At 63.9% G+C, this 21820-nt stretch carries 20 protein-coding genes and 1 riboswitch; of the genes, 7 read left to right on the top strand and 13 right to left on the bottom strand.

Annotated features, from left to right (window positions below; translation table 11 throughout):
• Positions 1 to 60 precede the first annotated feature (60 nt).
• From ATK23_RS13880 to ATK23_RS13910, 7 genes are all read right to left on the bottom strand, one after another.
• The gene (locus ATK23_RS13880; RefSeq protein WP_066142671.1) at positions 61 to 1467 is read right to left on the bottom strand and encodes a sugar porter family MFS transporter; all 1407 of its coding nucleotides are present in this window, start codon (positions 1465 to 1467) and stop codon (positions 61 to 63) included.
• Positions 1468 to 1684: 217 nt separating this feature from the next.
• Positions 1685 to 2968, bottom strand: coding sequence for a uracil-xanthine permease family protein (locus ATK23_RS13885; RefSeq protein ID WP_066142668.1), 1284 nt, complete (start codon positions 2966 to 2968; stop codon positions 1685 to 1687).
• Between the two features lie 26 nt (positions 2969 to 2994).
• Positions 2995 to 4419, bottom strand: coding sequence for a bifunctional hydroxymethylpyrimidine kinase/phosphomethylpyrimidine kinase (gene thiD, locus ATK23_RS13890; RefSeq protein ID WP_066142665.1), 1425 nt, complete (start codon positions 4417 to 4419; stop codon positions 2995 to 2997).
• Positions 4416 to 5057: a thiamine phosphate synthase gene (gene thiE, locus ATK23_RS13895; protein ID WP_066142662.1), complete on the bottom strand. Its 642-nt coding sequence runs from the start codon at positions 5055 to 5057 to the stop codon at positions 4416 to 4418. The genes thiD and thiE overlap by 4 nt, the downstream gene beginning before the upstream one ends.
• Entirely contained in the window at positions 5050 to 5844 is a 795-nt protein-coding gene (gene thiM / locus ATK23_RS13900; protein WP_066142660.1) for a hydroxyethylthiazole kinase, read from the bottom strand. The genes thiE and thiM overlap by 8 nt, the downstream gene beginning before the upstream one ends.
• Positions 5834 to 5928: riboswitch (TPP riboswitch) on the bottom strand. It overlaps the preceding gene by 11 nt.
• A gap of 34 nt (positions 5929 to 5962) precedes the next feature.
• Complete coding sequence (locus ATK23_RS13905) at positions 5963 to 6331, bottom strand: GntR family transcriptional regulator (RefSeq protein ID WP_066142659.1); 369 nt, start codon at positions 6329 to 6331, stop codon at positions 5963 to 5965.
• Positions 6328 to 7857: a hypothetical protein gene (locus ATK23_RS13910; protein WP_157066406.1), complete on the bottom strand. Its 1530-nt coding sequence runs from the start codon at positions 7855 to 7857 to the stop codon at positions 6328 to 6330. The genes ATK23_RS13905 and ATK23_RS13910 overlap by 4 nt, the downstream gene beginning before the upstream one ends.
• 89 nt (positions 7858 to 7946) lie before the next feature.
• On the opposite strand from ATK23_RS13910, the gene ATK23_RS13915 reads away from it, so the two are divergent.
• Together ATK23_RS13915 and ATK23_RS13920 are read left to right on the top strand one after the other, a co-directional pair.
• Positions 7947 to 9380 (top strand): aldehyde dehydrogenase family protein, encoded by a 1434-nt coding sequence (locus ATK23_RS13915; RefSeq protein ID WP_038992684.1) that lies wholly within the window; start codon positions 7947 to 7949, stop codon positions 9378 to 9380.
• A gap of 79 nt (positions 9381 to 9459) precedes the next feature.
• Positions 9460 to 10908: an amino acid permease gene (locus ATK23_RS13920; protein ID WP_038992683.1), complete on the top strand. Its 1449-nt coding sequence runs from the start codon at positions 9460 to 9462 to the stop codon at positions 10906 to 10908.
• On the opposite strand, the gene pgm is transcribed toward ATK23_RS13920, so the two are convergent.
• The gene (pgm, locus tag ATK23_RS13925) at positions 10905 to 12503 is read right to left on the bottom strand and encodes a phosphoglucomutase (alpha-D-glucose-1,6-bisphosphate-dependent) (protein ID WP_066142651.1); all 1599 of its coding nucleotides are present in this window, start codon (positions 12501 to 12503) and stop codon (positions 10905 to 10907) included. The genes ATK23_RS13920 and pgm overlap by 4 nt on opposite strands.
• Before the next feature lie 56 nt (positions 12504 to 12559).
• Between pgm and ATK23_RS13930 the strand changes: the two genes are divergently transcribed.
• Positions 12560 to 12898 (top strand): DUF4190 domain-containing protein, encoded by a 339-nt coding sequence (locus ATK23_RS13930; RefSeq protein WP_066142647.1) that lies wholly within the window; start codon positions 12560 to 12562, stop codon positions 12896 to 12898.
• Between the two features lie 64 nt (positions 12899 to 12962).
• Here ATK23_RS13930 and ATK23_RS13935 read toward each other — a convergent pair whose 3' ends face one another.
• Both ATK23_RS13935 and ATK23_RS13940 read right to left on the bottom strand, forming a co-directional pair.
• Positions 12963 to 14420, bottom strand: coding sequence for a peptide MFS transporter (locus ATK23_RS13935; RefSeq protein ID WP_083515630.1), 1458 nt, complete (start codon positions 14418 to 14420; stop codon positions 12963 to 12965).
• Positions 14421 to 14472: 52 nt separating this feature from the next.
• On the bottom strand, positions 14473 to 15819 hold the full coding sequence (locus ATK23_RS13940) for an amidase (protein ID WP_066142644.1): 1347 nt from the start codon (positions 15817 to 15819) through the stop codon (positions 14473 to 14475).
• 67 nt (positions 15820 to 15886) lie between these two features.
• Here ATK23_RS13940 and ATK23_RS13945 point away from each other — a divergent pair, with 67 nt between their 5' ends.
• Together ATK23_RS13945 and pheA are read left to right on the top strand one after the other, a co-directional pair.
• Positions 15887 to 16213 carry a rhodanese-like domain-containing protein gene (locus ATK23_RS13945; RefSeq protein WP_038993350.1) on the top strand — a complete coding sequence of 109 codons (327 nt, stop codon included), beginning with the start codon at positions 15887 to 15889 and terminating at the stop codon, positions 16211 to 16213.
• A complete protein-coding gene (pheA, locus tag ATK23_RS13950; protein WP_038992673.1) occupies positions 16210 to 17133 on the top strand; it encodes a prephenate dehydratase in 924 nt (307 codons plus the stop codon). Before ATK23_RS13945 ends, pheA begins: the two co-directional genes overlap by 4 nt.
• Before the next feature lie 59 nt (positions 17134 to 17192).
• Here pheA and ATK23_RS13955 read toward each other — a convergent pair whose 3' ends face one another.
• Entirely contained in the window at positions 17193 to 18239 is a 1047-nt protein-coding gene (locus ATK23_RS13955; protein WP_038992672.1) for a diacylglycerol/lipid kinase family protein, read from the bottom strand.
• Between the two features lie 38 nt (positions 18240 to 18277).
• Here ATK23_RS13955 and serS point away from each other — a divergent pair, with 38 nt between their 5' ends.
• Positions 18278 to 19555 carry a serine--tRNA ligase gene (gene serS, locus ATK23_RS13960; protein WP_066142640.1) on the top strand — a complete coding sequence of 426 codons (1278 nt, stop codon included), beginning with the start codon at positions 18278 to 18280 and terminating at the stop codon, positions 19553 to 19555.
• Between the two features lie 124 nt (positions 19556 to 19679).
• Complete coding sequence (locus ATK23_RS13965; RefSeq protein ID WP_066142634.1) at positions 19680 to 20510, top strand: HAD family hydrolase; 831 nt, start codon at positions 19680 to 19682, stop codon at positions 20508 to 20510.
• Positions 20511 to 20519: 9 nt separating this feature from the next.
• On the opposite strand, the gene ATK23_RS13970 is transcribed toward ATK23_RS13965, so the two are convergent.
• Both ATK23_RS13970 and yczE read right to left on the bottom strand, forming a co-directional pair.
• Positions 20520 to 21122 carry a hypothetical protein gene (locus ATK23_RS13970; protein WP_066142631.1) on the bottom strand — a complete coding sequence of 201 codons (603 nt, stop codon included), beginning with the start codon at positions 21120 to 21122 and terminating at the stop codon, positions 20520 to 20522.
• 56 nt (positions 21123 to 21178) lie between these two features.
• Complete coding sequence (yczE, locus tag ATK23_RS13975; protein ID WP_066142627.1) at positions 21179 to 21814, bottom strand: membrane protein YczE; 636 nt, start codon at positions 21812 to 21814, stop codon at positions 21179 to 21181.
• Between the last annotated feature and the right edge of the window lie 6 nt (positions 21815 to 21820).

The following is a 21820-nucleotide window of genomic DNA, read 5'->3' on the forward strand; positions in this document are numbered from 1 at the left end:
AACCCGGTTTGGGTTCTCGCCTCCTGCTGCGCGGCGCGCACGGTTCGCCGCCTGGGATGCCTAGAGGGTCATCTCCTCCAGCTGGCGCCCCTTGGTTTCCTTGACCAGGAAGATCACGAAGATCAGCGACAGCAGCGCGAAGCCCGCGTAGATTCCGTAGGCCAGTGCCAGGCCAGCCTCGGCCAGCGCGGGGAAGGTGGTTGAGACCGCGAAGTTGGCGATCCACTGCGCCGCGGCTGCCACGCCCAGGGCCATGGCGCGGATCGAGTTCGGGAAGATCTCGCCGAGCAAGACCCATACGGCCGGACCCCAGGTGGCGCCGAAGCCGACGACGAACAGGTTCGCCGAGACCAGGGCGATAATGCCCCAGCTGCCCGGCAGCGACACGGCGCCGTCGATGGTGACCGACTGGGCGAAGGCCACCGCCATCATGCCCAGCGACAAGGTCATGATGGCCGAGCCGATGGCGAGCAGCAGCTTGCGTCCCAGCACGTCGATCAGCAGCACCGCCACGATTGTTGCCACCACGTTGGTCACCGAGGTGATCAGCGAAATCGTGAAGGAGTCCGATTCGGCAAAGCCGACGGACTTCCACAGCGTGGTGGAGTAGTAGAAGATCACGTTGATGCCGACGAACTGCTGGAAGACCGAGAGCAGGATGCCGACCCACACCAGCGGGTGGAAGCCGAAGCGTCCCAGCAGGTCCTTGAAAGCCTGGCGCCGCTCGATGTGCACGGTGGCGCGGATCTCCTCGATCTTCTTCTCGGTATCGGCTCCGGCCTTCATGCCCATATCGCGGGTCAGCACGGCAGCGGCCTCGACATAGCGGCCGCGCTCGACCAGATAGCGCGGGGATTCCGGAAGCCGCAGCGAGAGCAGGCCGTAGAGCGCCGCTGGAACCAGCAGCGACAGGTACATCCAGCGCCAGGCGGCCAAGCCGAATAGGCCGATGGCATCTGCCGAGCCCATCACGAAGACCAGCAGCGCGCTGACCAGGAAGGCCACGAAGATGCCCAGCACGATGGCCATCTGCTGCATGGTGCCAAGGCGTCCGCGGTGCGCGGCGGGGGAGACCTCGGCGATGTAGGCAGGGGCGATCACCGAGGCGAAGCCCACGCCGATGCCGCCGACGATGCGCCAGATGATCAGGTCGGCCACGCCGAAGCACAGGCCGCAGCCGAGGGCCGATGCGGCCAGCAGGATGGAGGCGATGAGCATGGTGCGCACGCGTCCCACGCGTTCGGAGACCAGGCCGGCCACCCATGCTCCCAGTGCCGCGCCGAGCAGGGCGCAGGAAACGGTAAAGCCGATGGTTACCGCGTTGAGCCCGAATTCGTGCTCGACGGCGTCCACGGTGCCGTTGACGATCGATGAGTCATATCCGAAAACGAACCCGCCCAAGGCCGCCCCGAGGGCGATGAAGATGAGTCGCGCGGAGAGTTTTCCGTCTGGTGTTGTCGCAGTCACAATGTGCCATGCTATCGGATTCGAGCGCCGCAGAATCCAGATTTTCCGAATTTTCTTGGGAGATCAATCACAATTTGGAAGGATTCCTTACTTTAACGATTTGCGTGGCCTGAACAACCGTTTTGCTTCACGCCTGACCAGCCCGGAAATTCCCGGACAAAAAAAGCAGGCCGGCAGTGCGCTAACGCGCACTGCCGGCCTGCCGAAATATTTCTTGCTAGATTTCCGCTCTCTTATGCGCGTCGGCCAAGTCGTTGCCGCGCAGCTTGGCCACGGCACTCATCAGGTGGAAGACCACCAGCGTGGCGATCGAGCCCAGGGCGATGCCGCCGAGCTGGAACTGGCCGAAAGCGATTTCGCTGGTCACCGCGATCGCGATGATCAGGCCGGTGCCGGCGGTCATCAGGTTGATCGGATTGCCGAAGTCCACCTTCGCCTCGATCCACAGGCGCGCGCCGACGATGCCGATCATGCCGTAGAGCACGATGCCCAGGCCGCCGATCACGCCCACCGGAATGGTGCCGATCAAGGCGCCGAACTTCGGCAGGAAGGCCAGGGACATGGCCACGATCGCGGCGATCCAGTAGGCGGCGGTGGAGTACACGCGCGAGGCGGCCATGACGCCGATGTTCTCGGCGTAGGTGGTGGTCGCCGAGCCGCCGCCGAAGCCGGCGAGCACGCTGGCGGCGCCATCAGCCATCAGCGCCCGTCCGTTGAACGCCGACAGGTCGCGGCCGGTCATCACGCCCACGGTGCGCACATGGCCGATATTCTCGGCGATCAGCACGAAGACCGCAGGCAGGAACATCAGCGCGGTATCGAAATGGAAGGTCGGGGTGTGGAACTCGGGCAGGCCGAACCATGCGGCGTCGCCCACCTTGGAGAAGTCCACCTGGCCCTGGGCCAGCGCCACCAGGTAGCCGCAGACCAGGCCGACAAGGATCGAGAGCCGGCCCAGCAGGCCCTTGAAGGCCACCGTGGCCACCACGGTGAAGAGCACCGTGAGGAAGGTGGTCAGCGGGAAGTCCTTCATCGGGGCCAGGGTGGCGCTGGCCAGGTTCAGGCCGATCAGCGCAACAATGGTGCCCATGACCACTGGAGGCATCAGCGCGTGGATCCAGCCGGTGCCGGTCTTCTGCACGATCAGCCCGACGATGAACAGCAGCACGCCGGTCATCACGATGCCGCCCAGGGCGCCGGACATGCTGTGCGACCCGGTGGTCGCGACCACCGGGGCGATCAGGGCAAAGGAGGAACCCAGGTAGCTGGGCACCTTGTTCCTGGTCATCAGCAGGAAGATGATGGTGGCCAAGCCGGTGAACAGCAAGGTGGTGGTGACCGGGAATCCGGTCAGCGTCGGAACCAGGATGGTGGCGCCGAACATCGCCAGGATGTGCTGGGCGCCGATGGAAACGGTTTGCGGCCAATGCAGCCGCTCATCCGGGGCAACTACCTCGCCTTCGGTGATGGTCTTGCCGTTGCCGTGGATGCTCCAACTCATGATTCCTCTTCCCGGCCCTGCGGGTTTCAGGCCGTAGAGAATTCTACTCGGTTCTCGTGGGCCTGCGCGAAGAACGCCAGCTCGTGTTCGCTGGAACGCAGGAACGCCTGGCGCATTTTCTCGCGCAGCGCCGGGTCGGCCAGCGTCCACGCGGTGCGCACCATCTCGATCGCCTGGGCGGTGGCCTCGTCGAATTCCGGGGAGGAATAGGTCTCCAGCCAGTCGCCGTAGGGGTGCCCGGCATGGTTGGCCGCCGCCAGCCGCTTGCCGATGTCCTGGTAGAGCCAGTAGCACGGCAGGATTGCGGCGATCAGCTCCGCATAGCTCCCGGTGCAGGAGGACAGGTGGTTCACGTAGTTCAGCGTGGTCGCCGAAGGGTTCGCCAGCCCTTCCACCAGGTGGCTGCGGTGCAGCTGCAGCTCGCCCTCGAGGATCTGCCCGGCGCCCTTGGCCCAGAAGCGCTGCGCATCCAGGTCCGGGGCCAGCGCGCTGGCCTGCGCCAGCACCTGGGCGTAGCGCTGCAGGTACAGGGCGTCCTGGGCCAGGTAGTACTCGAACTTCTCGCGTTCCAGGCTGCCGTCGGCCAGCTGCATGATGAACGCCAGCTGGTCGATGCCCGCACGCAGGCCCGCGATGTCCTCCCACCAGCCGGTCATCGGATCAGCACCGGCGAAGAACCCGGCGAAGTGGTTGACCGGGCCGTGCCCGCTGCCCACCTGCAGCTGGTCGGCCGCCGCAATTGCCGCCGACAGATACGCCTTGGACTGCTCCAACGCGGCGGTCCAGTCTCCGGTGGCCGCGAAGCGGGTGGCCAGGGCGCTGGAGAGGGTGCAGCCGGTGCCGTGGGTGTTCTTGGTGGCATGGCGCGCACCGTGCAGCTCGCAGAGCACCCCGTCCGCTGCTACCAGCGCGTCGGGGCAGTCCGCCCCGGCCAGATGCCCGCCCTTCGCCAGCACCAGGGCCTCGTGCTTGGCCGCCAGGCGCTGGGCCTGGCGCAGCACCTCGTCCCATGATGCGGCTACCGGCTCGCGCAGCAGGCTGGCCAGTTCCAGCAGGTTCGGGGTGATCACCGTGGCCCGGTCCAGCAGCGAATCGAGCGCCGCTTCGCCATCCAGCAGGCGGTCCCCGCTGGTGGCCACCATGACCGGGTCCAGGACTACCGGAGCATCCACGGTGTCCAGCCAGCCGGTGACTGCGCGGATCACCTCGGCGTTGGCGAGCATCCCGATCTTGATTGCATCGATGCGGATATCCGCGCTGATGGCTTCAAGCTGGGCGAGGACGAAATCGCCGCTGATCGCCTGCACCCCGGACACCCCATGGGTGTTCTGCGCGGTCAAGGCGGTGATCACGCACATTCCGTAGCCGCCGTTGGCGGCAATGGCCTTCAGATCCGCCTGGATTCCGGCGCCACCGGAAGGATCGGACCCTGCAATGGACAAGATGTTCATTTGGCGGCCTCCCATGCCGAAACGAGCTGCGCGCTGGCCTGCTGCGGATCCTCTGCATTGCAGATGGCGCGGACCACTGCCATGCCCGCTCCGCCGCCGGCACGGATGGCTGCCGCGTCCTCGTGGGTAATGGCGCCGATTGCCACGCAGGGCAGCGAGACCAGCGTCGTGGCACGCGCAAAGCCGTCGAGGCCCAGGGGAGTGGGATGGTCCTTCTTCGTCGGGGTGGCGCGGACGGCCCCCACACCGAGATAGTCGATGACCGCGACGTCCTTGTTCGCCTGGGCCAGTTGCTCATCGCTGGAAGCGCTCAGTCCGATGATGCCTTCGCCGATGATCTGCCGGGCCAACTGCACCGGCACATCCTTTTGCCCGATATGGATGCCGTTCACGGCTGCACCGGCAGCCCGCGCCGCGAGGTAGACGTCGATGCGGTCATTGATCAGCAACTGGGCCTTGCCCTCGGTGAGCTTGGCGGCCGCGCCGGCCAGCTCGAAGAATTCCCGGGCGGTTTCATCCTTGGCGCGCAGCTGGATCCACTGGATTCCTCCGGCGACGGCGCCTTCGATCACTTCCAGGGTGCTGCGCGGGGTGCAACTGGCAGTATTGGCTACCAGGTAGGCTCCGTAATCATGCATGGTTCAGTTCCTCGTGCTTCAAAGTCTTAAGTTCTTCGGGATCGGTTGCGGACAGCGCATCAATGAATGCGACGGCGAAGCTGCCCGGACCTGTGCTGTTTTTCAGGGCCTTTTCAGCGGCCAGCCCGTAGAAGCCGTGGGCCGCGATGGCGGCCTCGAACGGGTCATCGTGGACCGCAATCATGCCAGCGCAGAACGCGCCCAACGCGCAGCCGCCGCCGGTGATCCGCGTCAAGCCGATGCCGTTGGTGTGCACCAGGACTGTCCGCGTGGCATCGATGATGGCATCGGACTGGCCGGAAATGGCCACCACGCAGTCATGCTGCTGGGCCAGATCGCGTCCAGCCGCCAAGGCGGCAGAGACGTCATCCAGGGCATCGACACCGCGTGAAGCCGATTGCCGTCCGGCCAGTGCCAGGATTTCCGAGGCGTTGCCGCGAATCAGGGCCGGGCGTTGCCTGGCAATGCGCCGCGCAAAATCCGTGCGCACCGGCAGGGCGCCGACCGCTACCGGATCAAGGATCCACGGGGTGCCTGCTGCGCTCGCCGATTGCACGGCTTCTTCCATGGCGGCCAGCTGCTCGGTGCTCGGAGTTCCCAGATTCACCAAGACGGCGGAAGCCGCCTTTGCGAAGGGGCCGGCCTCTCCGGGCAGATCCGTCATGGCCGGGGACGCGCCGGATGCCAGCAGGACATTGGCGGTGAAATTTGTTACGACGGTGTTGGTCAGGCAGAAAACCAAAGGTGATTGTTGCCGGTATTCTTGGGCAACTGCATGCAAAGCCATGCGACATCCCTCCGCTAGCGTGAACTAGATCAGGTTCAACGGGTCTCATCTCAGTCGGTTGTTCCGACACCCCGTGTCACTGCCATAGAGCGTACGCACAAGCGGTTCCAAGGACAAGTTACTTACGCTCGCGTCGCGCCACCAAGGCCTTGAGCGTGGCCGCATCGACCTGCTGGGCGGCTGCCAGCGCCCAGAGGTGATCCACCGCGGCCAGCAGGTCTTCGCTGGCATCCACCGGCCGAAGCCGTTCGTTGACCACTGTGCCGGCTCGCCGCCGGGAGGTAATCAGACCTTCGGCTTCCAGTTCCTTGTAGGCGCGCGCTACCGTTCCGGCAGCAACGCCGAGGTCGGTGGCCAGTGCGCGCACGGTGGGCAGCTTGCTGCCTGCGGGCAATTCTCCCAGGGCGATCAGCGAGACGATCTGCAAGCGGATCTGCTCGTAGGGTGCAGTGGCCGCCGCGAGGTCGACACTGATTTGCGTGCTCATGATGCTGCTGTCGGCTGCTGTGCACGCACCATCGCGGTACCAGGACGCTCCAGGAAAATCACCGCTGGGACAACGAAGACCAGAAGTGCAAACAGCCCCAGGCCTGCTGGGAAGCCGTAGCCAATCAGCAGCATGGCAAGCACACTGCTGGTGGCAACGCGCATCGACCGCAGCTCCAGAACCCGCCGATACCAGATTTCCTCGGCTGGCGAGACGGCCCAGGGAATAGTCGCCCGGCGGGAGAACCAGGTGAAGCCCAGATGCGCCGCCGCAAGCAGCAGCAACAGCCCGATGACTAGTCCCCGGTTCGGAGGAGCGAACCCCCAAAGCGTCTCCAGTGGTGGATCCAATAGCAGGTAAGCGCAGATGGCGACCAGCAAGCCAGCGGCGATGTAGGACCACAAGGGCAGGGGTGCATGATGCTTTGGTGCTGCACTCGCCTGCCGAGCCACCTTGCTGGCGTAGCCCAGATACAGCGTATTGAGCACGATGTAGAGCAATGCCGCACCGGCAAAGAGCACCAGGATCCACGGAGTTCGTTCATTGGTCGGCATCCGGAATTCCTCATCCACGGGCAGGAATGACCAGCCGATGGCAACGGCGAGCAATGCAAGGGTAGCCGTGGTGTATTGCAATGCGAAGAGCTGATCTCGCAAGCGCGAGAAGGCGGTCCGTTCCCTGGTGGTGGAGTGAGCCGAGAATGTGGTGCGCGGACCCCAGAAGAACAGCGTAAGAGCCACCGCAAGGGCGCCATAGTTCAATAACTCGTACGGTCCACCGGTTGAATTGCCTTGCGAGTAATTGGCCACCGATACGCAAAATGCCAGCAGCACGATACCGGTATTGCGCAGCAACCGGTTGAGCCATACCGTGCGCAAGGCCTGGTTGTCTTCGGCGGTGATGCCGGCCAAGGGGCGCCGATTCAGGATCACTGCTGCAATCACCCCGGTGGCCACGACGATACCTGCCAGAGCCACGATGAAGACCGGGAGCATTTGGTTTCCGGGCAGCAGGCCATCGGTTGGGCCCGCAGAGGTGTAGGAGTAGCTGCCATCAGAATCGAACATAGTGGTTTCCGACTCTGGGATGCCAACGCTCCCTTCGACGCGGGAACCAGGCCACAGCAACCCCACCGCGGCCAGCAGCAACAGCGCGACGAAAATCCCCAGGGACTTCGGGACCGGCGTCGCCAGGGTGCGCGCCTCCAGTGAGGCGGTGCGCACCGGCTGGAGTTCCTTGGGCCAGGTGAACAAGCCAATGAGGTAAACGAGAAGAATCCAGATTCCCGGCGAGAGAGCTGCAGCGAAAACCGAACTCGAATCGGTCCCGTTCATGGGAATGCGCCACGTCTCAGGCAGATCCCACGAAGTCGAAGCGAAGAATGCGATCAATGCGCACCAGAATGAGTGCGACTGGGCGCGGACGATAGCCGGTGCCTCACGCCGATGCGCCACGGAGCGCAACCACAGGTATATGACTGCGCCAACGAAAGCGATGGATATGGCGCTCGCCGGGATCTGGCTCATGGCCATTAATGTATCAACTATTTGATACATATTGAATCCCTTCGCGAATTAATCAGTGAATATCCGCCTCGTTGCCGTACGCTCAAAACATGGGTCTGTTTACTTCCACGCCGTTGCCCGAACCGGTCGGCGATTCCGCACCTCCGGTGGACGAGCATCCATCGCGCATTGCAACAGTTCTGAGCCATTTGCGGCGTTCTGCTGACACCCGGATCACGCATCCGCGACGCTTCCGCCTGCAACAGCTCAAGGCCCTGGAAAAGATGCTCGACGAGCATCTGGAAGACTTCGTCCAGGCCCTGGCTGAAGACCTGGGCAAGAGCGCCACCGAGGCCAAGTTCTCCGAGATCGACGTGGTGCGCGCAGAAATAGATTTCGCCCAACGCCACCTCGCTGAATGGATGGATTCCACCAGCGTCAAAGTTCCGCTGGCCCTGCAGCCGGCCATGGCCAAGGTTGAGCCGCGTCCGCTGGGCGTCGTGCTGATTATCGGCGCCTGGAACTACCCGGTCCAGCTGGTACTCGCACCGCTGGTCGCGGCCATTGCCGCCGGCAACGCCGCGGTGATCAAGCCATCCGAGCTGGCTCCGGCCACCTCGGGCGTCTTGGCCAAGTTCCTCCCGGTCTACCTGGATGAACGTGTTTATGCGGTCGTTGAGGGAGGAGTGGACACCTCCACCGAGCTGCTTGCCGCCCGCTGGGATCACATCTTCTACACCGGCGGTGAACGCGTGGCCAAGATCGTGGCTGCCGCGGCGGCAAAGCACCTGACGCCAACCACTTTGGAATTGGGCGGAAAATCGCCGGCCGTGGTGGAAAACGATTCGCTGGCTTCGGCAAAGCGCCTCGCCTATGCCAAATTCATGAATTCCGGTCAGACCTGCGTGGCCCCGGATTATGTCTTGAGCATTGGGGACTCCACTGAGCTCATCCAGCGCCTGGGCCAGGCCATCACCAGCTTCTACGGCAAGGAGCCGTTGACCCACCCGGACTACGGCCGCATCGTCAGCCGCAAGCACTTCGACCGGCTGTTGTCGATGTTCGAGCAGGGCGAGGTGGTTTTCGGGGGCGAATATGACGAGGAAACACTGCGCATCGCACCGAGCATCATGCGCAATCCAGATCTTGAAGGAAGCTTGATGACCGAGGAGATATTCGGTCCAATTCTTCCAGTGATCGAGGTGGAAAGCTTCGAGGAGGCCCTCGAATTCATCGCCCGGAGGCCGTCTCCGCTGGCTGCCTACCTGATGAGCGAAAGCCCGCGGTTGCAGTCGATCTTCTCCGACCGGGTGCGCGCCGGCTCAATCGTGCATAATGCCCCGCTGGCCCAGATGGTCGTTCCAACCCTGCCTTTCGGCGGCATCGGACCGAGCGGGATGGGGGCCTACCATGGCAGGCACGGATTCGAGCGGCTTTCGCAGATGCGCTCTGAACTCAACAAAACGACGGTAGTTGACACCCTGAGCGCAATATATCCTCCGTATTCATGGGCTAAGCGAAAGATTATTGATCGCTTACTGTAGCGCGGTTCATAGCGTTGTGGCTTGTCAGGGTGCTTGGATTGATAGGTTGGAAATTTTCAAGCATCAGGAGATGTAACGCATGACTGAGCCCGCACCGTCCCAAGACGGTCTGAAGCGTGGCCTCAAAGCTCGCCATATGCAGATGATTGCCATTGGCGGCTCGATTGGTACCGGACTTTTCGTCGCTTCCGGCGGCACCATTGCGCAAGCAGGTCCTGGCGGTTCGCTGGTGGCCTATGCGCTGATTGGCCTGATGGTGCTGCTCCTGATGCAGTCACTGGGGGAAATGAGCGCCCGCCTTCCGGTCGCCGGGTCCTTCCAAACCTACGCAACGGTCTTCGTGAACCGCCACTTTGGCTTCGCGATCGGCTGGAACTACTGGTTCAACTGGGCAATCACCGTGGCTGCCGAACTGGTAGCCGCCGGGATCATCATGTCCTATTGGTTCCCGGATACTCCGGGATGGATCTGGGCTGCCGTCTTCCTGGCGCTGCTCACCGGCCTGAACGCGTTGTCCGCCAAGGCGTTTGGCGAGGGCGAGTACTGGCTGGCCGCGATCAAGGTCATCACCGTAGTGGTCTTCTTGATCTGCGGTGTCGCAATGATCTTCGGCATCCTGGGCGACTCCACGCCAGGTTTCAGCAACTGGACCGAGGGCGAGGCGCCATTCGTTGGCGGCTGGCTGTCGATCGTCTCGGTGTTCATGATTGCCGGCTTCTCCTTCCAGGGCACGGAGCTGATCGGCGTGGCCGCCGGAGAGGCAGAGAACCCCAAGCGCGACATCCCTCGGGCCATCAAGGCGATCTTCTGGCGGATCATGCTGTTCTACATCGGCGCGATCTTCGTGATTGGCATGCTGATCCCGTACCTGGATCCTTCGCTGCTTTCCTCCGAGGCATCGGATATCACCACCTCGCCATTCACCCTCGTCTTCGAGCGGGCAGGCGTGGCCTTCGCCGCGGCCTTGATGAATGCGGTGATCCTCTCGGCTATCCTCTCGGCGGGCAACTCCGGCCTATATGCCTCTGCGCGCATGCTTTATTCGATGGCGCTGGACGGCAAGGCGCCAAAGATCTTCGCCCGCTTGAACAAGCGCGGCGTGCCCATGCCGGCCATGCTGATGACCGCATCGGTGGGCCTCTTCGGCTTCCTGACCGCGATCATCGGGCAGGGTTCGGCCTATACCTGGCTGCTGAACGTCTCGGGCCTGTCCGGGTTCATCGCGTGGGTGGGCATCGCGGTGTGCCACTACAAGTTCCGCAAGGCATACATTGCCAGCGGACAGGATCTGGCGAAGCTCCCGTACAAGGCGCCGCTGTTCCCGCTGGGTCCGATCCTTGCCTTCGTGATCCTGATCGTGGTGATCGCCGGCCAGAACTACCAGGCCATCCTGGATGGAAACCTGCTGCAGATGGCTTCCAGCTATATCGGCCTGCCGATCTTCCTGCTGCTGTGGCTGGGCCACTGGCTGGCTACCCGCAAGCAGCCAGCCGTGGAAATCGACCCATGGACCGCGAAGCTGAATTAGCCAGCTAGCGCGGCATCGACAATCACCCGTGCCTCTGCCAGCACCTGCTGCAGATGTTCGGGTGATTTTGTCGATTCTGCATAGATCTTGTAGATGTCTTCGGTGCCCGACGGGCGCGCGGCAAACCATGCGTGCTCGCTGGAAACCTTCAGACCGCCAATCGGGAAGCCGGCCGCTTGCGTGGCCTTGGCGGTAATCGGATCCGAAGCCAGCTCGGTGGCGCTGACCATCGAGGGATCCAGCTTGCCCAGGATGGCCTTCTGCTCGCGGTTTGCCGGCGCATCGAAGCGGTCGTAGAAGCTGGGACCATGGCGCTCGACCAGCTCGGCATGCAGCTGGCTGGGGCTCTTGCCAGTTACCGCGCGGATCTCGCTGGCCAGCAGGGCCAGCATCAGGCCGTCCTTGTCGGTGCTGAACGCCTTGCCGGAGAAGTCCAGGAAGCTTGCCCCAGCCGATTCCTCGCCGCAGAAGGCGACCCTGCCCGAAGCCAGAGGCTCAACGAAGTACTTGAAGCCCACCGGAACCTCGCGCAGCACCCGGCCGTGGGAGGCCACCACCTTGTCGATGAGCACCGAGGAGACCAGCGTCTTGCCGATCTGGGCATCGGCGGGCCACTGCGGGCGGTGGGTGAGCAGGTAGTCGATGGCCACGGCCAGGAAGTGGTTCGGGTTCATCAGGCCGGCATCCGGGGTGACAATGCCGTGGCGGTCGGCGTCGGCATCGTTGCCGGTCGCGATGTCGTACTTCTCGCGGTTGGCCACCAGCGAGGCCATGGCATGGGCGGAAGAGCAATCCATGCGGATCTTCCCGTCCTTGTCCAGGGTCATGAAGCCGAAGCGCGGATCCACGGACTCGTTGACCACCTCGAGGTTCAGGTTATAGCGCCGGGCGATCTCGTCCCAGTAGTGCACCGACGCGCCACCCAGCGGATCTGCGCCAATGGAAATTCCGGAATCCGCGATGGCCTTGAAATCGATCACTTCCGCCAAATCGGTGATGTACAGTTCGCGGAAGTCGAATGGCTGGGCATTGGGCTCGCCGCGCTTGATCTGCCCGCTGGCCAGCAGCTCGTTGGCCCGTGCGGCGATGGGCCCGGTGATTTCGGATTCGGCCGGTCCGCCATGCGGCGGGTTGTACTTGATGCCGCCGTCGGTCGGCGGGTTATGCGAGGGCGTGATGATCAGGCCATCGGCCTGCTCGCCGCCGCTGGCATTATGCACCAGGATTGCGTGGCTTACCGCTGGAGTGGGAGTCAGCCCGTCATCGGCCATCACTCTGACGCCGTTGCCTGCCAGCACTTCCAGCGCGGTGCCGTATGCCGGCTCGGAGAGCGCATGGCTGTCCTTGCCCACGTACATTGGCCCAGTGATGCCCGCGCTGTTGCGGTAATCGACCACGGCCTGGGTGATCGCGGCGATATGCGCTTCATTGAAGGTGGTGTTCAGCGAGCTTCCGCGGTGTCCCGAGGTGCCGAAGATGACTGCCTGGTCGGGGTTGGTGCTGGACGGAACCAGGGTGCTGTAGGCATCGAGCACCTCCTGCAGATTGATCAGGTCCGATTCTTGGGCTGGCTGGCCAGCTCGGAGGTGTGCCACAGATTGCCTTTCAGATTGATGCGCTTATCGCGGTTTCGTAGAAGAATGGTAGTCAAATGAGCTACTACCAGTATCCGCAGAACCCCTACCAACGACCGCCAGAATCCGCCGGCCTCTCGACGGCTTCCTTGGTGCTCGGCATCTTGTCGTTGCTGGGCTTCTCTGTCATTATCCTTGTTCCGCTGGCCGGAGTCATTACCGGACACCTGGCCTACCGGCGCGAACCTGCTTCCCGGGGCTTGTGCCTGGCCGGGCTGATCACCTCATGGATCGGATTAGCCCTAGCCATACTCGGATATGCGCTGGCCATCTGGTTCTTCTGGGCGATGTCCACCGGATTCGGCTACGGCTCGTATTACGACGACGTGATCTTCTCCCTCGGGTTCCTCCACTAGTTCCAGGGCATGAAAAAGCGGTTGGCTCATATCTGAACCAACCGCTTTCTCCATGCCCGAATGCTTAGTGGATCGAGCCCATCAGCTTCTTCAGGGCCGGGGTAGCTGCCATCATGGCGATACCCAGGACGACGGCGGTGCCGCCCATGCCGATGAAGTACGGGATCTCATTGCCCTCGGTGTAGTAGCCGGCCAGCACACCCGACAGGGTGGTGCCCAGCGAAACCGAGAGGAAGAACAAGGCGATCATCTGGGTGCCGAAGGCGGCCGGCGCCAGCTTGGTGGCAATTGCCTGGCCCACCGGGGAGAGCAGCAGCTCGGCAAAGGTGCACAGCAGCAGGATGCCGACCAGCGCCAGCAGCGGAGTCTTCACGAAGGATTCCAGCGGGATGAACAGCAGGAAGGCCGCGCCCACAACCACCAGCGACAGTCCGAACTTCATCGAGGTGCGTGGCTGGCGCTTGCCCAGCTTGGTCCACAGGGCGGCGAAGATGCCGGCGAAGATGATGATGAAGACCGGGTTGATCGAGGTGACCCAGCTCGGCGGCATTTCCCAGCTGCCCAGGTGGCGGTCGAGCCGCTGGTCCGAGTAGGCGGCGATGAAGGTGAACTGCTGCTGGAACAGGGCCCAGAAGGCAGCCGAACCGATGTAGAACGGAATGAAGGCCCAGACCTGCTTGCGTTCGGTGGCGTTGACCTTCTTGCTGCGCAGGATCAATGCGAAGTACACGATCGACGCGGCGATCACCACGTAGGCGATGGTGCTTGCCAGATTCTGCGGGGTCACGATCTTGGACGCGAATGCGGCAATGATCAGGACGATCACGGCGACGAAGATGACCACGTAGCGGTTGCGCTCGGCGGCCGGCAAAGGGTTGCTCGGGATGCGGCCGGATTCCGGCAGCTTCTTGCGGCCCATGGCGTAGATCGCCAGGCCGATGGCCATGCCGACAGCTGCGGCCGCGAAGCCGATGTGGAAACCGTACTTGACCTGCAGCCAGCCGGTGAGCAGCGGTCCGAGCAGGCCGCCGATGTTCACGCCCATGTAGAACAGGGAGAAGCCTGCATCGATGCGCGGATCATCCTTGGAGTACAGGGAGCCGACCAGGGCTACGGCGTTGGCCTTCAGGCCGCCGGAGCCGATGGCAACGAGGACCAGTCCGACGATTAGGCCCACATAGCCGGGCAACAGGGCCAGGCCGATGTGGCCGAGCATGATCGCGATGGCCGAGAAGAACAGGACCCGTTCCGAGCCGAACAGGCGGTCGGAGAGCCAGGCGCCCAGGATGGTGGACAGGTACACGGCGCCGCCGTAGGCGCCGACCAGCGACAGGGCCAGGCCCTGGTCCATGCCCAAGCCGCCGTCGGTGACCGAGTAGTACATGTAGTAGGCCAGCAAGCCCTGCATGCCGTAGAAGGAGAATCGCTCCCACATTTCGACGCTGAACAGGCTTGCGAGCGCACCGGGATGACCGAAGAAGGTCTTTCCGGAAGATTTGGTGCTCGTTGTTGCAGTAGACATACGTAACATTTTTCGCTTTTGCCTACGCGAGTACCTACTTATATGGGAAAGCTCACAACTGCATCTGAGCGGCCAGCGCGAGCAGCAGGCCTTCGTCGGAACGCGGGGAAATCAGCTGAATACTCATGGGTAACCCCTCATTGGAGTGGCCCACCGGAACGGTGATGGCAGCTACCGAGGCGACGTTCACCATGGACGTGTAGGGGGTGTACTGGCACTGCAACATATAATCCACATCTGCCGTGGATTGTGTATAGTGCCCGATCTTCGGCGGGATTGACGCCATGGCAGGGGTAGCCACCACATCGAAGGCGGACCATTGGCGCACGAAGTCAGCCGCTATCTGCTTCAACCGCGACCCGGCCTGCAGGCTCTGCTCCAGGGAGCGCTCGGCGGCGCGCCGGCGGAAGTCCCTTGCCAGTTCTCCCAGCAGCGAATCATCCGAGACCTGAACGGATTTCAGCCCGTTGGTCCACACTGCCGCGAAGGTTTCCGGATAGTCGGTGGCATAGTGCAGGTTCGCCGGCTGGACGCGATGGCGTTCGCCCAGGCGTTCAAGTCCTTGGGCGAAGGCCGCCCGGGCTTCCTGCGACAGCTCAATCTCGTAGACGGGTTCAAAAGGCGAGTGGGTGCTGTACCCGATTTTCAGGCCATCCAGGCGCTGGGGGTAGCTGCCCTGCAGCAACGGCAGGTAGTGGTCCTTCCCGCGCATGGCGTCCAGCAGCAAAGCCGCATCCAGGGCATCATGGGCCAGCGGTCCGCTGACGGTTAATTTCGGCGCACCCATGGGGTCGGTGTAGCCATCGAGGATGTCGCTGGGGATGCGCCCCAAGGAAGGCTTCAGCCCCACCAGTCCGCAGGCCGCCGCCGGGATGCGGACCGAGCCGCCGCCATCGGAGCCCGGGCCCAGCGGAATCATGCCGGCGGCAATTGCCGCGGCCTGCCCGCCGGAGGAGCCGCCCGAAGTGCGCGTTGGATCGAAGGGATTGCGCGAAGGGGGAGCGATGAGGTTCTCGGAATAGCTGCTCAGCCCGAACTCCGGGACCTGGGTCTTGCCCAGGATCACCACGCCCTCGGTGCGAAGCCTGGCCACCAAGGAGTGGTCGCGTCCGGCCACCGCTGCTGGCATGGCCGCGGTGCCGTAGGTGGTAGGCATCCCCGCCACATCGTTCAGGTCCTTGAACGCGGTGGGAAGACCGTGCAACCGGCCAATCTCCCCGCGGGCATGCGCCTCGTCGGCCGCTGCCGCGGCCTCCATCGCATTCTCCGCCACGTGGACGAAAGCACCGAGGTCCGCCTGCTCTTCGATGCGCTTGAGGTAGTGCTCGGTCACCTCGCGGCTTGAACGCTCGCCGCGGGCCAGCTCGTCTCGCAATTTCAGGGCGCTTGAGGGAAACATGTCGGCTTTCGACGCAGGAAATGACTAGTCTTATAAGCAAACACCCTATGTGAGAGGAATGCTAGCCGTGAGCGATTTTGAGACTGTCCAGGTCAATGATGTCCCGAAGGACGCCTTCATCCTCGATGTGCGCGAAGACTTCGAATGGGAAGCCGGCCGTGCCGCCGGAGCCACCCATATTCCCCTGGGCACCCTGCCGGAGAAGGTATCGGAGCTTGACCCGGATGTAGACACCTACGTCATCTGCCGTACCGGCGGCCGTTCGGCCCAGGCCGCCTCGTGGCTCACCGCGATGGGCTACACCGCCTTCAATGTTGCCGGCGGCTCGGATGCGTGGATCGAAGCGGGCCTGCCAATGGAAGCGGACAACGGCCAGGAGCCAACCGTACGATGAACTATGCCTATCTGGGACCTGCGGGCACCTTCACCGAGTCGGCCCTCCTGCAGGTTCCCGGGGCTGCCGATGCGCAGCGGATTCCCGCCTCCAACGTCAACGTGGCGCTGTCCATGGTGCGCGAAGGTGCCGCAGATGCGGCGATGGTGCCGATCGAGAACTCTGTAGAAGGCGGCGTTTCGGCCACCCTGGACGCGATTGCCCAGGGCGAATCGCTGCAGATTGTCTCCGAGATCCTGGTTCCGATCACCTTCGTGTTGGCGGTGCGCCCCGGCATCGACTCGCTGGAGCAGATCAAGCAGATCTCCACCCATGGGCATGCCTGGGCACAGTGCCGCTTATGGGCCGAAGCAAATATTCCCGGTGCCGCATTCACTCCGGCCTCCTCCACAGCCGCCGGCGCCCTGGCCCTCGAAGAGGCGGATCCTCCGCATGATGCGGCGATCTGCTCTCCGCTGGTGGCCCAGGAACGCGGCTTGAAGGTGCTGGTGAGCGGCGTCGAGGACAACGTCGGAGCGGTCACCCGCTTCATCCTGGTCACCCGCCCGGGAAGGATTCCGCAGCCGACCGGTGTGGACAAGTCAACGCTGATCCTGCCGCTTCCAGAAGACCGTCCCGGTGCGCTGATGGAACTCCTGGAGCAATTCACCGCACGCGGCGTGAACCTGTCGCGCATTGAATCCCGGCCTACCGGCAAGAGCCTGGGGGAGTACTTCTTCTCCGTGGATATCGAAGGCCATGTGGCCGAGGAACGCGTTGCCGCCGCGCTGTCGGGGCTGCACCGGCTGTCCCCGAAGCTTCGCTTCCTCGGTTCCTACCCGGCGGCTCAAGGCCTGGAAGCATCCGTGGACACGCACAATTCCGACGCGGCCTTCAGCGAGGCCCGCGCCTGGGTGCAGTCGCTGCGCGACCGGGTCTAGGCACAGTGATCCCCCGGCCGTTCCTCCTGGAGGGGAAACGGCCGGGGGATCAGCAGCAGTTATGGGGCGCGCAGGCGCAGTGCGCTCGGGTTCACGGACACCTGCAGTTCATTGACCTGGCCGGTGGGGTCCCCATCGATCTGGGTATTCATCGGCTCATCGCAGCGCAGCGACACGCCAGTGGTCTGGTAGAAGCTCATGACCGGGATCTTGTTCTTGGCGCGGAATGCGGTCTTCAGCAGGATCCACGTCCAGCCCGCGGCCGAGCGGGGCGAGAGCACCACGGCATCCAGCACGCCGTCGTCGATCTTGGCGTCCGGCACGAAATCCAGGCCCTGCAGCTTGCCGCAATTGGCGAACAGCACCGAACGGACCTTGCGGGTCTGCCAGCTCTCGTCCTCCGAGAGCTTGAAGCTGACCTTCTTGCGCCGGCCCGGCAGCTGGCGCAGCCCGGCTTCCGAATAGGCAAGCCAGCCAACCTTGGATTTCAGCTCTTCATTGGTGTCGTCGAACAGGTCTGCGTCGGTGCCCACGCCGGCGATGACCAGGAACGCATGGTCTGCCTCGTTGCCGTCCAGCAGCTGCAGCTTCATATGCCCGACGTCGATCCGGCGAACCATTCCGCGTACCGCGACCAGCGCCGCGGTATGCAGGTCATCCACGGGGATGTCCACGTTGCGGGCCAGCAGGTTTCCGGTGCCCAGCGGCAGGATCCCCAGGGACGCGTCGGTGCCTTCGAGCACTTCTGCGACGGCGCGGATGGTTCCGTCGCCGCCGGCGGCAATAATTGTGTCGCATTGCGCATCGAGTGCTTCCCGGGCTGCGTCCTGGCCGGGATTCTCCTTGGTGGTTTCAAGGACCAGGGGCGCTTCCAGTCCTGCCTCGGCGCAGACACGGGCCACTGCTTCCCTCGCTTCGCCAGCACCTGACTTGGAAGGATTGATCACCAGGGCCACCTTTGCGGCGACCGACTGGGCGGCCGCTTCGGGCTGCTTGGCCAATGGCTTGCTGTAGTTCGAAAGCTTGCGCACCGAATACCAACTGGTCGCCGCGGCGGCAGCTGCAGCAACCACGGCAGAGAAAACGATCACACGATTTGTCTGCATAATGCTCTCATCGTACTCATGATTGCTACCCTTATCATGTGATCGACCTGAAAATGCTCACCGAAAATCCGGATTTGTACCGTGCCTCGCAACGCGCGCGCGGTGCCGACGAGTCGTTAATCGACCAGCTGCTGGCAGCTGACACGGCACGTCGTGAAACCATCGCCACCTACGAGCGCCTGCGTGCCGAGCAGAATGCGTTCTCCAAGAAGGTCGGCAAGGCCAAGGGCGACGAGCGCGCCGCCCTGCTTGCCGAGGTCAAGGAGCTCGCCGCCGCGGTCAAGTCTGCCCAGGCCGAGTCCGATACGGCCGCCGCCAAGTGCACCGCCCTGCAGCGTTCCATCCCCAACCTGATCATCGACGGCATCCCCGCCGGCGGCGAAGACGACTTCACCGTCGTCAAGCACGTGGGCACCATCCGCGACTTCAAGGCCGAGGGCTTCGAGCCGCTGGACCACCTGCAGATCGCCGAGAAGCTGGACGCCATCGACATGGAGCGCGGCGCCAAGGTCTCCGGCTCCCGCTTCTACTTCCTCAAGGGCATCGGCGCCCGCCTGGAAATCGCGATGATGAACATGGCCCTGGATGTGGCCATGGACCACGGCTTCATTCCGATGATCACCCCGACCCTGGTCCGCCCGGAAACCATGCAGGGCACCGGCTTCGACGTCGAGCACGACGACGAGATCTACAAGCTCGAGCGCGACAACTTGTACCTGGTCGGCACCTCCGAGGTGGCCCTGGCCGGCTACCACGCGGACGAGATCATGGATTTGTCCGACGGCCCTATCCGCTACGCCGGCTGGTCCTCCTGCTACCGCCGCGAGGCCGGTTCGGCGGGCAAGGACACCCGCGGCATCATCCGCGTGCACCAGTTCAACAAGCTGGAGATGTTCGTCTACGCCAGCGTCGAGGACGCCGAGGCGGAGCACGAGAAGCTGCTGGCCATGGAAGAGGACATGCTCGGCCGCATGGAGCTGGCCTACCGCGTCATCGACACCGCCGCCGGCGACCTGGGCATGAGCGCCGCGCGCAAGTTCGACTGCGAAGCCTGGGTTCCGACCCAAGGCACCTTCCGCGAGCTGACCTCGACCTCGAACTGCACCACCTTCCAGGCCCGCCGCCTGAACATCCGCGAACGCGAGATCGTCGACGGCAAGGCAGGCAAGACCCGTTCGGTGGCAACCCTGAACGGCACCCTGGCCACGACCCGCTGGATTGTCGCGATCCTGGAAAACCACCAGAACCCTGATGGTTCGGTCAACGTGCCGAAGGCCTTGCAGCCGTACCTCGGCGGACTCGAAGTGCTCAAGTAGGCAATGCCGAGCAGGTGCCGGCCTCCCCTCGCGGGGCGGCCGGCACCTGCGTTTAACCGGTTGTTCACCTGGTGCTGTGCCTTGGGTCATCGCCAAATACCTGCGCTGATGGTTAACTTGAGCCATGACTGTTATGACTAAGCTCGGCAACGACGACCGGCTGACCAAGCAAAAATTGATGATTTGCCTTGACGTGGACGGCACCATCGTCAACCACCAGGGCGAAATGAGCCAGCGCGTGCGCGACGCCGCGCGGGCAGTCGTGGCCCAAGGCCACGAAGTGATTATCTCCACCGGCCGCTCCCTGGGTGCGGCCCTGCCCATCATGGAAGAACTGGGCATCGACCACGGCTACGTCGTGGTCAGCAATGGCGGGGTGCTCGCGAAGGTGTCAAAGGACGGAGTCGAGATCCTGCACCGCGAGATCTTCGACCCCTCGACAGCGCTCACCGCGCTGCGCGAACAGCTCCCCACTGCCAAGTACGCCCTGGAAAACGAGCGCGGTGAGTTCCTTTCCAGCGAGACCTTCGGCGACATGAGCTTCGGCGCCGAGAGCAAGGTGGTGGATTTCGGCGAGCTGGTGAACAGCAAGGCAGTGCGCGTGGTGGTCTTCTCCACCGACAACACCGCAGAGGAATTCGGGCATGCAGTGCAGAGCCTGGGGCTCTCCGGGGTGACCTACTCGGTGGGCTGGACCGCCTGGCTGGATATTGCAGCCGACGGCACCACCAAGGCCAGCGGGCTGGAGCGCTTGCGCGCCGTCCTGGATTTCCACGCCGATGACACGCTGGCCGTCGGCGACGGGCGCAATGACATCGAGATGCTCCAGTGGGCCGGCCACGGCGTGGCCATGGGCCAGGCCCCGGATGAGGTCAAGGACGCCGCGGACGAGATCACCGAACACGTTGACGCCGATGGCCTGGCCATCGTCCTGGAAGGACTGCTCGGCGAATAGCCGCAGCTGCTACAGCTGGTCGGTGTACTCCAGCAGCCGAGCGATCGCCGCCCGCGCACCCAGCTCGTCGTTGTAGCCCGAGCGCACGATCGCGGCGGAGACCGCCTGCGGGGTGATCCCCAGGATCTCGGCGACGGCTTTCTGCTGCCCGCGCACCCCGGGGGTGAGCAGGTCGACAACCGCCCATTCGGCCTCGGTGCGGGTGCGGATCCAATGCCCGAGCATGCGCAGCAGGCCTTCGAGCTCGCCGTCCATCTCGTCGTTTCCCGAGGACACGCAGATCGGGACCCTTTCGCCACGGTGGCTGGCGGCTTCCAGGGCGCCGAGCGCGCGCCGCACCGCCTTGCCTTCGACCAGGTCGGCCTCCACGGGCACCGGCTCATACAGGCTGCCGATGCCCAAACCGATATAGCAGAAGTTCAGCCGTGCCGCGCGCAGCAGCGCGTCCACTGCAGCCTCGGGGCCATCAGGCACCCCGAGCAGCAGCTGGCCGCTGAGCGCGGTGAACGGCGCGCGCGTGTCGACCTGCTCCAGCTGGTGCCACAACTGCTCGCTGGCGGCGGCAACATCGGTGACCGAGCGGGGCCGGGGGCTGAGCGCAACGACAAACATGATTCAAGTATTGCGTGCGCAACCTGGTTTGTCTCGCACTGCACGGCACCTCGCGGCTAACTGCGCTGCCTAAGCCTGATGCTGGTCCGCCGGATGAACAGCTGCGTCGCGGGGCCGATGAGCAGGGCATAGGCCACGGTGCCGATGCCTACCGGTCCGCCCAGGAGCCAGCCAATGGCCAGCACCGAGAGCTCCAGGGCTGTGCGGACCAGCCGGATGGAAACGCCCGTGTGCCGATGCAAGCCGGTCATCAGCCCGTCGCGAGGGCCAGCTCCGAAGTGGCTGCCGATGTACAGCGCCCCGCCCAGCCCGTTGACCAGGATCGCGACGGCGACCACCAGCAGCTGCAGGCCCAGGCCGTGGACTTCCGGCAGGATGCGCAGGAAGAAGTCCAGCGCCAGGCCCAGATAGAGCGTATTGGCGATGGTGCCCAGTCCCGGCCATTGCTTGAGCGGAATCCACGCCAGCAATACCAGGGCGCCGGTGAAGATGACGATGGTGCTCAGCGAGAGCGGCACGTGGTTCGCGATGCCAAGATGCAAGACATCCCAAGGGTCGACGCCCAGCTGCGCACGGATCAGCATTGCCATGGCCAGCGCGTAGAGCGTCAGGCCAAGGAAGAGGGTAGTGAAGCGCAGGGGCAGCCGCCCGGCGGAAAGCTGCTGGCGCGGGGACAGGTTCGTGATGGTCATGGAAGC

The sequence above is a fragment of the Glutamicibacter nicotianae genome (assembly GCF_002797775.1).
In the GTDB taxonomy this organism is placed as follows: Bacteria; Actinomycetota; Actinomycetes; order Actinomycetales; family Micrococcaceae; genus Glutamicibacter; species Glutamicibacter nicotianae.

Bases quoted from the DNA above. Each gene is read 5' to 3' on its own strand.
- ATK23_RS13955 (WP_038992672.1), bottom strand. From the start codon at position 18,239: ATGCAGACAAATCGTGTGATCGTTTTCTCTGCCGTGGTTGCTGCAGCT.
- ATK23_RS13935 (WP_083515630.1), bottom strand. From the start codon at position 14,420: ATGTCTACTGCAACAACGAGCACCAAATCTTCCGGAAAGACCTTCTTC.
- ATK23_RS13965 (WP_066142634.1), top strand. From the start codon at position 19,680: ATGACTGTTATGACTAAGCTCGGCAACGACGACCGGCTGACCAAGCAA.
- ATK23_RS13910 (WP_157066406.1), bottom strand. From the start codon at position 7,857: ATGAGCCAGATCCCGGCGAGCGCCATATCCATCGCTTTCGTTGGCGCA.
- yczE (WP_066142627.1), bottom strand. From the start codon at position 21,814: ATGACCATCACGAACCTGTCCCCGCGCCAGCAGCTTTCCGCCGGGCGG.
- ATK23_RS13970 (WP_066142631.1), bottom strand. From the start codon at position 21,122: ATGTTTGTCGTTGCGCTCAGCCCCCGGCCCCGCTCGGTCACCGATGTT.
- thiD (WP_066142665.1), bottom strand. From the start codon at position 4,419: ATGAACATCTTGTCCATTGCAGGGTCCGATCCTTCCGGTGGCGCCGGA.
- ATK23_RS13885 (WP_066142668.1), bottom strand. From the start codon at position 2,968: ATGAGTTGGAGCATCCACGGCAACGGCAAGACCATCACCGAAGGCGAG.
- thiM (WP_066142660.1), bottom strand. From the start codon at position 5,844: ATGGCTTTGCATGCAGTTGCCCAAGAATACCGGCAACAATCACCTTTG.
- ATK23_RS13940 (WP_066142644.1), bottom strand. From the start codon at position 15,819: ATGTTTCCCTCAAGCGCCCTGAAATTGCGAGACGAGCTGGCCCGCGGC.
- ATK23_RS13930 (WP_066142647.1), top strand. From the start codon at position 12,560: ATGAGCTACTACCAGTATCCGCAGAACCCCTACCAACGACCGCCAGAA.
- ATK23_RS13915 (WP_038992684.1), top strand. From the start codon at position 7,947: ATGGGTCTGTTTACTTCCACGCCGTTGCCCGAACCGGTCGGCGATTCC.
- ATK23_RS13905 (WP_066142659.1), bottom strand. From the start codon at position 6,331: ATGAGCACGCAAATCAGTGTCGACCTCGCGGCGGCCACTGCACCCTAC.
- thiE (WP_066142662.1), bottom strand. From the start codon at position 5,057: ATGCATGATTACGGAGCCTACCTGGTAGCCAATACTGCCAGTTGCACC.
- ATK23_RS13920 (WP_038992683.1), top strand. From the start codon at position 9,460: ATGACTGAGCCCGCACCGTCCCAAGACGGTCTGAAGCGTGGCCTCAAA.
- pheA (WP_038992673.1), top strand. From the start codon at position 16,210: ATGAACTATGCCTATCTGGGACCTGCGGGCACCTTCACCGAGTCGGCC.